General features: G+C 65.7%; 13 protein-coding genes and 1 pseudogene. 9 read left to right on the top strand and 5 right to left on the bottom strand.

The window, feature by feature from the left end; translation table 11 throughout:
- Nucleotides 1-21 precede the first annotated feature (21 nt).
- From ACWPN3_RS17500 to ACWPN3_RS17515, 4 genes are all read left to right on the top strand, one after another.
- Entirely contained in the window at nucleotides 22-909 is an 888-nt protein-coding gene (locus ACWPN3_RS17500) for a rhodanese-like domain-containing protein (RefSeq protein ID WP_492240634.1), read from the top strand.
- Nucleotides 906-1,340 carry a GNAT family acetyltransferase gene (locus ACWPN3_RS17505; protein ID WP_492240635.1) on the top strand — a complete coding sequence of 145 codons (435 nt, stop codon included), beginning with the start codon at nucleotides 906-908 and terminating at the stop codon, nucleotides 1,338-1,340. The genes ACWPN3_RS17500 and ACWPN3_RS17505 overlap by 4 nt, the downstream gene beginning before the upstream one ends.
- Entirely contained in the window at nucleotides 1,316-1,933 is a 618-nt protein-coding gene (locus ACWPN3_RS17510; RefSeq protein ID WP_492240636.1) for a GNAT family N-acetyltransferase, read from the top strand. The genes ACWPN3_RS17505 and ACWPN3_RS17510 overlap by 25 nt, the downstream gene beginning before the upstream one ends.
- A 146-nt stretch (nucleotides 1,934-2,079) precedes the next feature.
- The gene (locus tag ACWPN3_RS17515; RefSeq protein WP_246307237.1) at nucleotides 2,080-2,322 is read left to right on the top strand and encodes a hypothetical protein; all 243 of its coding nucleotides are present in this window, start codon (nucleotides 2,080-2,082) and stop codon (nucleotides 2,320-2,322) included.
- A gap of 319 nt (nucleotides 2,323-2,641) precedes the next feature.
- Here the strand turns inward: ACWPN3_RS17515 and ACWPN3_RS17520 are convergent, their stop codons facing one another.
- From ACWPN3_RS17520 to ACWPN3_RS17540, 5 genes are all read right to left on the bottom strand, one after another.
- Nucleotides 2,642-3,727: a pyridoxal phosphate-dependent aminotransferase gene (locus ACWPN3_RS17520; protein ID WP_492240637.1), complete on the bottom strand. Its 1,086-nt coding sequence runs from the start codon at nucleotides 3,725-3,727 to the stop codon at nucleotides 2,642-2,644.
- A 162-nt stretch (nucleotides 3,728-3,889) separates the two neighbouring features.
- Nucleotides 3,890-4,675 (bottom strand): amino acid ABC transporter ATP-binding protein, encoded by a 786-nt coding sequence (locus tag ACWPN3_RS17525; RefSeq protein ID WP_098739765.1) that lies wholly within the window; start codon nucleotides 4,673-4,675, stop codon nucleotides 3,890-3,892.
- Between the two features lie 30 nt (nucleotides 4,676-4,705).
- Entirely contained in the window at nucleotides 4,706-5,812 is a 1,107-nt protein-coding gene (locus ACWPN3_RS17530; RefSeq protein ID WP_098739766.1) for an amino acid ABC transporter permease, read from the bottom strand.
- Between the two features lie 5 nt (nucleotides 5,813-5,817).
- Nucleotides 5,818-7,017 carry an amino acid ABC transporter permease gene (locus ACWPN3_RS17535; protein ID WP_109446407.1) on the bottom strand — a complete coding sequence of 400 codons (1,200 nt, stop codon included), beginning with the start codon at nucleotides 7,015-7,017 and terminating at the stop codon, nucleotides 5,818-5,820.
- A 215-nt stretch (nucleotides 7,018-7,232) separates the two neighbouring features.
- Nucleotides 7,233-8,252, bottom strand: a complete 1,020-nt coding sequence (locus ACWPN3_RS17540; protein ID WP_109047534.1) for an amino acid ABC transporter substrate-binding protein — start codon at nucleotides 8,250-8,252, stop codon at nucleotides 7,233-7,235.
- Nucleotides 8,253-8,655: 403 nt separating this feature from the next.
- On the opposite strand from ACWPN3_RS17540, the gene metC reads away from it, so the two are divergent.
- From metC to ACWPN3_RS17565, 5 genes and pseudogenes are all read left to right on the top strand, one after another.
- Nucleotides 8,656-9,834: a cystathionine beta-lyase gene (metC, locus tag ACWPN3_RS17545; RefSeq protein WP_109446409.1), complete on the top strand. Its 1,179-nt coding sequence runs from the start codon at nucleotides 8,656-8,658 to the stop codon at nucleotides 9,832-9,834.
- A gap of 30 nt (nucleotides 9,835-9,864) precedes the next feature.
- A complete protein-coding gene (gene hisI / locus ACWPN3_RS17550) occupies nucleotides 9,865-10,299 on the top strand; it encodes a phosphoribosyl-AMP cyclohydrolase (RefSeq protein WP_109446411.1) in 435 nt (144 codons plus the stop codon).
- 612 nt (nucleotides 10,300-10,911) lie between these two features.
- Nucleotides 10,912-10,968, top strand: a pseudogene (locus ACWPN3_RS17555) (hypothetical protein); the annotation flags it as partial.
- A gap of 28 nt (nucleotides 10,969-10,996) precedes the next feature.
- The gene (locus ACWPN3_RS17560; protein WP_492261628.1) at nucleotides 10,997-11,560 is read left to right on the top strand and encodes a calcium-binding protein; all 564 of its coding nucleotides are present in this window, start codon (nucleotides 10,997-10,999) and stop codon (nucleotides 11,558-11,560) included.
- Nucleotides 11,561-11,698: 138 nt separating this feature from the next.
- Entirely contained in the window at nucleotides 11,699-12,184 is a 486-nt protein-coding gene (locus ACWPN3_RS17565) for a PRC-barrel domain-containing protein (RefSeq protein ID WP_109446414.1), read from the top strand.
- Nucleotides 12,185-12,277: the final 93 nt, after the last annotated feature.

Here is a 12,277-nt window from a genome sequence, read left to right on the forward strand (position 1 = left end):
CCCTCTTCAAGGACGCGCAGCATGAGCGACAGCATTGTTGAAGCGCTGACCGGCCCCGTCATCTCCACCGACTGGCTGGCCCGCAATCTCGGCCGGCAGGGCCTGAAGGTTCTCGACGGGTCCTGGCACATGCCGGCCCTGAAGCGCGATATCCGGGCGGAGTTCGCGGCGTCCCATATCCCGGGCGCGCGTCTGTGCGACGTCGATGAGGTGGCGGCGCCGAACACCGCCCCCATGCCCCACATGGTCCCGGACGAGGAGAGCTTCGCCGCGAAGATCGGCGCGCTGGGCATCGGCGACGGCGACAGCGTCGTCGTCTATGACAGCGCCGGCATGGCGACCGCCGCGGCGCGTGTCTGGTGGCTGTTCCGCCTGTTCGGTTTCGACCGGGTGGCGGTTCTGGACGGCGGCCTGCCGAAATGGCTGGCGGAAAACCGCCCGGCCGAATCGGGCGAAGCCGCTGCGGTCCAGCCGGTAGTCTTCACGGCGCACAAGCGGCCGGACCTGATCCGCAGCGCCGATCAGGTGCTCGCCAACATCGATGCACAGGCCGATCAGGTCGCCGACGCCCGTGCCCAGCCGCGATTCGAAGGTGCAGTGGCCGAACCCTGGCCCGGACGGCGCAGCGGCCGCATTCCCGGCAGCTTTAACCTGCCCCACACCGACCTGATCGACGCCGACAGCAAGACCCTGCTGCCACCGGAGATCATCGTGCAGAAGGCGCGCGCAGCGGGGCTGGACCTCGACCGTCCGGTGGTCGCCTCCTGCGGCAGCGGCATCACCGCCTGCGTCATCGCGTTGGGGCTCGCCACCGCCGGCAAGCCGGACGTGGCGATCTATGACGGCTCCTGGGCCGAATGGGGTCTGCGGGAGGATCTGCCTCTGGAGACGGGGCCGCGGCAGCCGTGAGCGGGTCTATCACTGTCAGGTCCTGCGCAGCGGAGGATCGCGACGCCGTCGTCGCGCTATGGACGGCCTGCGGCCTCGTGGTGCCGTGGAACGACCCGGCAGCCGATTTCGCGCTGGCACTGTCGAAGAGCAGTTCGACGGTGCTGGCCGCCATCGAGAGCGGGCGGATCGTCGCCACCGCCATGGTTGGGCAGGACGGGCATCGCGGCTGGATCTATTACGTCGCCGTCGATCCGGCGTTGCAGGGCCGGGGACTCGGTCGCCGGATGGTTGCGGAGGCGGAGGGTTGGCTGGCCGCGGCCGGCATGCCCAAGGTCCAGCTGCTCGTCCGCGAGACCAACCAACGGGTGCTGGCCTTCTATGAGAGGTTGGGCTATGCCAGATCGCCCGTCACGATGATGCAGAAATGGCTGACCAACCCTTCTCCCTGACCCGCCCCGCCGTGCCCGCCGCCAGCCGGCCGGGCCATCTGCCGGTGATCGTCACCTATCTGGAGATGACGGCGCCGCCGGCCCATGCGCCGGTGCGCCAGCCGTCCGGCAACCTCACGCTGGTGCGCTCCAATCCGCCGAGCTGGTCCTTCTACCGCTATCTCTACGACACGGTGGGCGAGCCCTGGCTGTGGCACGAACGCCGCCGCATGCCGCGCAAGGAGCTGGAGCGCTCGATCCTCGACCCGCGGGTGGAGGTGTGGGTGCTGTATGTCGACGGCACGCCGGCCGGTTACGGCGAACTGGACCGGCGGACACAGGAAACCGACCTCGCCTATTTCGGGCTGATCCCCGACTTCATCGGCCACAAGCTGGGCCCCTGGCTGCTCGACACCATCATCCGCAAGGCGTGGGACGGCGGCGCGACGAAGCTGGTCGTCAACACCTGCACCTTCGACCATCCAAAGGCCCTGCCGCTCTACCAGAGCATGGGTTTCGTCCCCACCCGCCATGTCGCCCGCGAGGTTCGCGACCCGCGGCTGGACGGTGTGCTGCCGCGCAGCACGGGGGATCATATTCCGCTGGCGGGGTGAGGCCGGGGAAGCCGGCACACCTCTCCCCTTGACCACCCCGACCAACGCGCCCCATCTACCGCGGAACGCCGGAACCCCGTGACGGACCGGCGCGTTCCTTCAGACAGGCGGAAGCTCCGCCATGACGAGCGTGAGGTGGGGCCTTGATGGGTTGGATCATTCGGACGCTGGTGTTGTGCTTCATCGTCGGCTTCGTGCTGTCGTTCCTGCGCATCGATCCGGCCAGCATCCTGACGAACAGCTGGCAGACGGTGCAGGACATCGCAGCACTGGTCATCGAAGCCGGGAGTTGGGCCCTGCCCTACATCCTGATCGGTGCGGTCGTGGTGGTGCCGCTGTCGCTGATCGGGCTGGTCATGCGCTGGAACCGCTCGCGCCCGCCTTCCTGAATCCGGACAAAAAAACAGGAGGCACCGGAACCGGAGCCTCCTGTGAAACAGGGAGGGTTAGAGACAGCCACAGGTCTACGCCCGATCACCCCGTCCTGCGTTGATGCAGGTCAACCGACCGGCACTTTCCCGGACCCTGACTGAAACTTCCGGCCGAAAAAGAAAAAGCCGGAGCCATCCATGCGGATGCTCCGGCTCAGTGATACAGGGAGGTTTAGAGACAAGAGGGACCTTATGTCGAAACGCATAGGTCGTTCGTTGATCTGAATCAAAATCCCTGAATTTTTTTGTAAGCCACCCGCATCGTCCGCCGCTGTGCTCAGCCGAGAATCTCCGCCAGCGCCACCACCAGCGCCTTGTTCTCCTCCTCGCGGCCGACGGTGATGCGCAGGCAGTCCGACAGACCATATTCGGTCACTGCCTTCACCAGGATGCCGCGGTGGGCGAGATGGTCGATGACCGCCTGGGTGCCCAGCGACGGATCGGTCGGCACGCGGGCCAGCACAAAATTGCAGACGCTGGGATAGACGCGCAAGCCCACCCGTTCCAGTTCGCGCGACAACCAGGGCAGCCATTGCGCATTGTGGGCGAAGGTCGCCTCTTCATGCCCGGCGTCGCTCAGCGCGGCGGCGGCGGTCAGCTGAGCGGGCAGCGAGACGTTGAAGGTGCCGCGGATGGCGTTCACCGCCTCGATCACCGTCGCCGGACCATAACCCCAGCCGACCCGCAAGCCCGCCAAGCCATGCATCTTGGAGAAGGTGCGGATCAGCATGACGTTGTCGCAATTCTCGACGATCTCGGTCCCGTCGCTGTAGTCCGGCAGGCGGCAGTAATCGGCATAGGCCGAATCCAGAACCAGCAGCGTGTGCGACGGCAGCCCGGCGCGCAGCCGCTGCACCGCGTCGGCCGGGATGTAGGTGCCGGTCGGGTTGTTCGGGTTGGCGAGGAAGCAGATCTTGGTGCGCTCGCTGGCGCGGTCGATCAGCGCCTCGACATCCACCACCATGTCGCGCTCCGCCGCGATGACCGCGGTGGCGCCGGCGGCGCGAATCGCCTTGAGGAAGCCGCGATAGCCACGTTCGTGGCACAGCACCTCGTCACCGGGCCCGGCGAAGGCCTGTGCTACCAGATGGATCAGTTCCTCCGATCCGGCGGTGCAGACGACGTGATCGAAATCGATGGAATGGCGGCGCGCAATGGCGTGGCGCAGCGGTTCCTGGTCCCAGTCGGGATAACAGTGGATGCGGGTCGCCGCCTCGCAATAGGCGTCCAACGCCAGCGGGCTCGGGCCTAGCGGATTGTGGGTCAGCGAGAGGTCGATCCACCGGCGGCCGTCGCGTGGAGGGCGAGCGGGACGGTACGGCTTGATCTGGCCAACGCTGGGACGGGGGCTGAGCAGGTCCATAACCTCGGTCTCCGGTAGCGGATCGGTCGAACAGCACGTCAGGCGACCGATTGAACCGCAAACCGGTGCGCGACGCCACAGGACATTGCGCCGCGCACCCTAAGTCGAGGTGTTTTGTTTCCGGATGGCAGGCCGAACGGAACCGCCGGCCTGCCGACCGTCTCAGTGGTTTAGAATTTGGCTGAGGAAGAGGCGCGTGCGGTCCGATTTCGGATTGGAGAAGAACGCGTCCGGCGTGTCCTGCTCCACGATCTCGCCGCGATCCATGAAGATCACGCGGTCGGCGACCGACTTGGCGAAGCCCATCTCGTGCGTCACGCACAGCATGGTCATGCCGTCCTCGGCCAGGCCGATCATGACGTCCAGCACCTCCTTGACCATTTCGGGGTCAAGCGCGGAGGTCGGCTCGTCGAACAGCATCACCTTCGGGCTCATGCACAGCGACCGCGCGATGGCGACGCGCTGCTGCTGGCCGCCCGACAGCTGGCCGGGATACTTCTTGGCCTGCTCGGCGATGCGCACCCGCTTCAGGTAGCTCATCGCCCGCTCTTCCGCTTCGGCCTTCGGCATCTTGCGGACCCAGATCGGCGCCAGCGTGCAGTTCTCCAGCACGGTCAGGTGTGGGAACAGGTTGAAGTGCTGGAACACCATGCCGACTTCGCGGCGGACCAGCTCGATGTTCTTGAGGTTGTTGGTCAGCTCGATCCCGTCGATGACGATCGTGCCCTTCTGATGCTCCTCAAGCCGGTTCAGGCAGCGGATCATCGTCGATTTGCCCGACCCGGACGGGCCGCAGACGACGATGCGTTCGCCCTTCTGGACGCTGAGGTTGATGTTCTTCAGGACGTGGAACTCGCCGTACCACTTGTTGACGCCCGTGCAGCGGATGATTTCCTCGCCGCTGAGGGCGTGCTTCGGCTTAGCTGCCTGGGACATGGCCTGGGACATGGGTTCTCGTGTCTCCCTTGACGGCGAGGATCAGCGGCGGTGGCCGCGATTGAGATCGCGTTCGAGCTTCTGGCTGTACTTCGACATGCTGAAGCAGAAGATCCAGTAGATCACGCCGATGAACAGATAGGCCTCGCGGTAGAAACCGCGCCAGGACGGATCGGACAGCGCGGCCTTCGCCGTGCCGAGCAGATCGTACAGGCCGATGATGATGACCAGCGAGGTGTCCTTGAAGAAGCTGATGAAGGTGTTCACCAGCGGCGGGATGGCGACGGCCAGCGCCTGCGGCAGGATGATCTTGCGCATCTTCTGCCAATAGCCGAGGCCCAGCCCGTCCGCCGCCTCATACTGCCCCTTCGGGATCGCCTGCAGGCCGCCGCGGATCGCTTCCGCCATATAGGCGGCGGCGAACATGATGAAGGCGATCTGCGCACGCAGCAGCTTGTCGATGGACACGCCGTTCGGCAGGAACAGCGGCAGCATCACCGACGCCATGAACAGCAGGCTGATCAGCGGCACGCCGCGGATCAGCTCGATGTAGGTGACGCACAGCACCTTGACCGCCGGCATGTTCGACCGCCGGCCCAGCGCCAGCAGGATCGACACCGGGAAGGCCACGGCCAGACCGATTACCGACAGGATGATGGTCAGCGGCAGGCCGCCCCACAGCGTGTTCTCGACATAGGTCAGGCCAAAGACGCCGCCCCACATCAGGACCGCCACCAGCGCCAGCCCGGCGGCCCAGACCAGCCCGAACCACGGCTTCCAGAAGCGGCGGTCACAGCTGGCCACCAGCAGGGCGATGAAGACGGCGATGGTCACCAGCGGCCGCCACTGCTGTTCCCACGGGAACATGCCGAACATGATGAAGCGCAGCTTCTCGCTGATGAAGCCCCAGCAGGCGCCGCCGGCATCCTGACGGCAGACGGTCGATGTCGCGTCGAAGCCGTGGGCGCGGAACAGCAGCCAGTTCATGAAGGGCGGGATCGCCGACGCCAGCAGCCCCAGGACCAGAATGGTCAGGATGGCGTTGTACCAGCTGTTGAACAGGTTGTTGCGCAGCCACGCAATCGGGCCGACGGTGTTGGCCGGCGGACGTTCGTCCGGCAGGCCGACGCTTTGCACGTTGTCGGTCATGGCCGTTACCGCTCCACCAGCGCGATGCGCTTGTTGTACCAGTTCATGAAGATCGAGATGCTGAGGCTGATGACCAGATAGGTGCCCATGATCATCGTCACGCCTTCGATCGCCTGGCCGGTCTGGTTCAGCGTCGTGTTGGCGATGGACACCAGATCCGGATAGCCGATGGCCAGCGCCAGCGAACTGTTCTTCGTCAGGTTCAGATACTGGCTGGTCAGCGGCGGCACGATCACGCGCAGCGCCTGGGGCAGGATCACCAGACGCAGCGTCGGGCTGCCCGGCAGGCCGAGGGCACGCGCCGCCTCGGTCTGGCCCCAGTTGACCGCCTTGATGCCGCTGCGCACCACCTCGGCGATGAAGGCCGCAGTGTAGAGCGTCAGGCCGGTCAGGATGGCGAAGAATTCCGGAGAGATGGAGGCGCCGCCGGTGAAGTTGAAGCCTGCCAGCTTCGGGACGTCCATCGCGAGCGGCGCGCCGCCGGCGAGCCAGGTCAGGATGGGCAGGCCGATGATCAGGCCGAGGCCGGCCCAGCCCGCCGGGAACGGCTGCCCGGTGCGCGCCTGCCGTGCCCTGGCCCAGCGCGACACGCCCCACGCGGCGACGATGCCGACCAGCAGGGCGATGCCCATGTTGGTCCAGACCGGATCGGGCGCGGGCACCGGCACGCGCAGACCGCGCTGCGACAGGAAGACGCCCGGAATCGGGTTCAGCGCCTGGCGCACCGGCGGCAGGCCGTCGGACACCAGCGCGTACCAGAAGAACAGCTGCAGCAGCGGCGGGATGTTGCGGATGATCTCGACATAGGTCGAGGCCAGCTTGGCGATCAGCCAGTTGCTGGACAGGCGGGCGACGCCGATGATCGTGCCGATGATCGTCGCCAGGATGACGCCGATGATCGACACCTTCAGCGTGTTCAGCACGCCGACCAGAAAGGCCCGGCCATAGGTGTCCTTCGGCGAATAGTCGATCAGCGACTCGCCGATGCCGAAGGCCGCTTCACGCTCCAGGAAATGGTACCCGGTCGCGATCGAGCGCCGCGCGAGGTTGTCGAGCGTGTTTGAAATCAGGAACCAGCCGACCAGGACGACCGCGCCGACCACCAGGATCTGGTAGACGATGGCACGGAACGTCGGGTCGCTGAGGGAAAACGATACGCCACCCGGCGGCGGAGCGCCTTGGGTGGTCCGGGTCTCGGTCGCCACGGACTACTCTCCCCCAACCATCGCGCCCCACACGGTGCCCACGCGGTCCCGGACGTTCTTCCGGGCATTTCCCACACCGTAGGGGATGCGACATGTCTCCCAAATGCGGCCCCCTGCGCAGGCGCTTCGCTGGCGCCTTTCGCGACCGCTCCCAAAAGAACCGGAAGGCCGCCCCCGGCAAAGGGCTGCGAGCGGCCTTCAGACGGTGACGTGCCTTACCGGAACGGCTGCGCGTACATCAGGCCGCCCTTGGTCCACAGCGCGTTCAGGCCGCGCTCCAGCTTCAGCGGGGTGCCCGGGCCGACGTTGCGGTCGAAGATCTCGGCATAGTTGCCGACTTTCTTCACGACGTTGTAGGCCCACTTCTCATCCAGGCCCAGGGCCTTGCCCATGCCCGGCGAGGTGCCGAGGAAGCGCTGGATGTCCGGGTTCTTCGAGTTGGTGAACTCGTCGACATTCTTGGAGGTGATGCCGAACTCTTCCGCCTGGATGGTGGCGAAGACGGTCCACTTCACGATGTCGAACCACTGGTCGTCGCCATGGCGCACGGCCGGGGCCAGCGGCTCCTTGGAGATGACTTCCGGCAGGATGACGTGGTCGTCGGGAACCGGGGCGACGCCGGCGCGGGTACCGGCCAGGCCGGACACGTCGGTCGTCAGCACGTCGCAGCGGCCGGCGAAGTAGGCGGCGTTCACCTCGTCGTTCGACTCGATGACGACCGGGTTGTAGGTCATGTTGTTGGCGCGGAAATAGTCCGCGAGGTTCAGTTCGGTCGTGGTGCCGGACTGGACGCAGACGGTGGCGCCGTTCAGCTCCTTGGCGCTCTTCACGCCCAGCTTCTTCGGAACCATGAAGCCCTGGCCGTCGTAATAGGTGACGGGGGCGAAGTTCAGGCCGACCGAGGTGTCACGGGTCAGCGTGGCGGTGGTGTTGCGCGAAAGCAGGTCGACTTCGCCCGACTGGATGGCGGGGAAGCGCTGCTGGGCGGACAGCGGGGTAAACTTGACCTTGTTGGCATCGCCGAAGATGGCGACGGCGACGGCACGGCAGTAATCGACGTCCAGGCCGGTCCAGTTGCCGGCGCTGTCGGGGTTGCCGAAGCCCGGAAGGCCGGCGTTCACGCCGCACTGCACGAAACCGCGCTGCTTGACGGTGTCCAGCGTGGCAGCACCGGCAACGGCGCTGGCGGAAACGACCACGGCCGCTGCGGCGGCGGCCAGGAACCCTGACTTCATATTATGAACTCCACCCTGTTCTTGCGTTCTTCGCTTTGAGCGGTCTGATGACGCGCTTGGTCACGCCGGCTCCATAATCCAACCGGAACGACCCTGCCGGACCGATCCGCCTGACAATCCGGCGGACCGATCCCCATTGGAGCCGTCCTGTGAGGATCGCGACGCAGCCATGCGCGTGGGACAAGAGTGTATCAACTTGATCCGGCTTGTCGAATCCTCTGTGCATTGGTGGTGTTACCAGAACATCCCGTCCGATGACGGCCGTTGCGCGCAATCCGCGATGGCGGCTGGGCGTCCGGGGTGACACAATGTTCGGCCGCGCCCTCCCCGCCCGCCCCGGGGTTCTCCCGGCAACGGCGGACTCGGACGGGACGGATTGCCGCTCCAGCCAAACGGACAGTCGATGAAGGACGTCACCAAGGACACGATTCTCGTGCATGCCGGCCGCGACCCGCGGAACAACCACGGCATCGTCAACCCGCCGGTCTATCATTGCTCGACCGTGCTGTTCCCGACCTTGGACGCGCTGGAGGAAAGCGACCGCAACACGCTGGAAGGCGTGCATTACGGTCGCATGGGCACGCCCACCACCTTCGCCTTCGAGGAGGCCGCGGCCGAGCTGGAAGGCGGCTACAGGTCGGTGAATACCGGCTCCGGCCTCGCCGCCATCGCCATCGCGCTGTCCGCCTTCACCAAGGCCGGCGACCATGTGCTGATCACCGACAGCGCCTATGGCCCGACCCGCCGCTTCGCCAAGGAGACACTGATCCCCTATGGCGTGGATGTGGAATTCTACGATCCCTGCATCGGCGCCGGCATTTCCGCCCTGCTGCGGCCCAACACCAGCGTGGTCTTCCTCGAATCGCCGGGCTCCCTGACCTTCGAGGTGCAGGACGTTCCGGCCATTGCCGCCGCCGCCAAGACGGTCGGCGCCACGGTGATGATCGACAACACCTGGGCGACCCCGCTGTTCTTCCGCCCTTTCGACCATGGCGTCGATCTGTCGATCCATGCCGCGACGAAGTACATGGTCGGCCATGCCGATGCGATGCTGGGTGTCGTCACCTGCCGCGACGAGGAAAGCTGGACCGCGGTGAAGAAGACCGCCACCCGCTTCGGCGTCTGCGGCGGGCCGGACGACCTCTATCTCGGCCTGCGCGGCCTGCGCACCCTGTCGGTGCGCATGCGCCAGCATCAGGAGAGCGCGCTGGCGCTCGCCGACTGGCTGGCGGCCCGGCCGGAGGTAACGCGGGTGCTGCATCCCGCCCGTCCCGAATTTCCCGGTCACGAGCTGTGGAAGCGCGACTTCACCGGCTCCAGTGGACTGTTCTCGGTGATCGTCAATCAGGTGCCGCGCAAGGCGCTGGCGGCGATGCTGGACGGGATGGAGCTGTTCGGCATGGGCTACAGCTGGGGCGGCTTCGAGAGCCTGATCCTGCCGACGCGGCCGGCGGCGGTGCGTTCCGCCACCCGTTGGACCGATCCGGGCCAGGTTCTGCGCCTGCACGCCGGGCTTGAGAGCCCCGACGACCTGATCCGCGATCTTGAGGCCGGCTTCCGGCGGATGGCCGCCGCCCTTTGAGCGCGGCGGACAGTTGAGGAGTGATTTGCCATGACGGATACACCGTCGACCGGGTCCGGCCCCTTTGAAGAGGTGCTGGCCGCCATCCGCTTCACCGACGATGGGTTGGTGCCAGCCATCGCCCAGGCCGAGGGCAGCGGCGAGATCCTGATGATGGCCTGGATGAACCGCGATGCGGTGGTCGAGACCCTGTCAACCGGCCGCGTCTGCTACTGGTCGCGGTCGCGCGGCGGGCTGTGGCGCAAGGGAGAGACCTCCGGACAGGTGCAGCGGCTGAAGGATTTCCGGGTGGATTGCGACGGCGACACCCTGCTGCTGATCGTCGAGCAGGACGGCGTCGCCTGCCACACCGGCCGGCGCAGCTGCTTCTATCGTGCTTGGCGAGACGGAAAGCTGGAGACGATCCAGGCGGTAGAAACCGATCCTTCCATCCTCTATGGCGGTCATTCGCACAGCCACGGCTGAGAGACCCGCTTTGAAGGGAGGGCCTGGAAGGAAGCCGATTCGCCACGGCGGGTGCGATTGTTGATCCACATCAAGGCGACACCCCTGCCGAAGGGTATACACACCTTCTTGTCTCTAACCCTCCCTGTATATGACTGCACCGGGCGCTCCTTTGGACGCCCGGTTATTTTTTGCCATGAGGGCTGCATCCGAAACTTCGGACGGCGACTGGCGCGTTTGCGCCAAGGATCCTCTTTCGGACGATCCGTTCCGACAGCCCGTTCGGTCGGTGGCCTATCGCCTCTCCTCCCTCTGCATCGCCTTCGTCAGCCGAACCTGTGCCGTTCCGCAGCTCAAAACCTGTCCATATGGGAGAGAAAGTCTTTATTCAGTCACAGAAAGATCCTGCTTTCGGCCACAAAAACAACGAATGAAGAAACAGTTCATTTCTTTAATTCGATCAAGTTTCAATTATCTGTGTCATCTCATCCAACCCCCTTTGTATTGCCCCTTTATCGCTTTTCGACCGCCCGGGGCCCATGGTTAACATCTGGTTAATCGTTAACAGCACGTTAACGGCACTGATGGAGAGACGCCATGCGCCAGTTCTGGGGGACTTCGAACAACGACACCATGACCGGCACCGCCTTTGATGACCGTCTCGACGGTCTGGATGGCGACGACCGTATCAACGGCGCCGGCGGAAACGACCAGCTGTATGGCGAACGGGGAAATGAACTCGCTGATCGGCGGCCTGGGCAACGACCAGCTGCATGGCGGAGACGGCAACGACTGGCTCGGCGATCCCTATGGCGGCAACGAGGCCGGCAACGATTCGATGTGGGGCGATGCCGGCAACGACCAGCTGTTCGGCGGTGACGGCAACGACTGGCTGGACGGCGGCACCGGCGACGACATCCTGAAGGGGATGCGCGGCGACGACACCATGATCGGCGGCGCCGGCAACGACACGCTGTATGACAGCTATCGCGACGGCGGTGCCGACCTGTTCCGACCGGGCACCGGCGACGACACGATGGTCAGCTACACCGACGGCCAGGTCGACCGCTTCCTGATGGAGCAGGCGACCGGCGGCTTTGGCCACGACACCATCAGTTACTTCGAGCGGGGGATCGACCAGATTGAATTCCATGGCTACACCGCGGGCCAGATGTCGCTGACCTCGAGCGGCTTCCAATCGACCTTCACCTTCGCTGACGGCTCGTCTCTGACCGTCGATCAGGTCGGGCTGACCGCCGGCCACGATTTCATCTTCACCTGACCTGTCCGGCTCCCCCTGTCCGGAAGGAGGTCTCCCGTGGGCGATGGGGTCACCCCGTCGGCGCGGGGGACCTCCGGCCACGCTCGTGTTGTTGTGGGAGCGGACACTTCCGCGCCGTCAGCAAAAAGGCCAAGAACGATGGACCACCGCCGCCTTTCCCTGCGCACACTCTTCCCCGCCCTGCCGGCCCTGGCTCTCCTGCCGGTTCTGGCGTTGGGTGCCTGCGCCAGTTCCGACATGGGCGGCGTCCCGTCGGCAGAGGTCGCGACCCAGCCTCCGGTGGAACTGGTCGGGCTGACCGTGCAGACGCCGGATGGCCGCCGCATCCTCGGCAACGTCACAGACCTCGTGATCGGGCCGACAAACCGGGTAGAGCAGGCGATCATCACCGTCGGCGCCCCCCGTTTCCCGAACGAGCACAAGGTGACGGTCGCCAGCGACAATCTGCGCTATGCCCGCAACCGTCAGGCGGTGATCCTCACCGGCATGACGGCGGAACAGTTCGCAGCGCTGCCTCCCACCGCGGGAAGCGACCGCATGGTGTCGCTCGGCAACGCCGGGGTGGTTCTGCCCGCCGGCACCGCCCCGACCAACTGGGCCGGGGCGACGACCCCGACGCGCTGACCCTTTCCCAATCGGAAACGCACAATAAGAAAGGGGGCCGGACGAACCGGCCCCCCTTTTGCTGCCCAGATTTCACTGTCTGGCTTTTGCGAC

This window comes from Azospirillum sp. UENF 111221 (assembly GCF_058780625.1).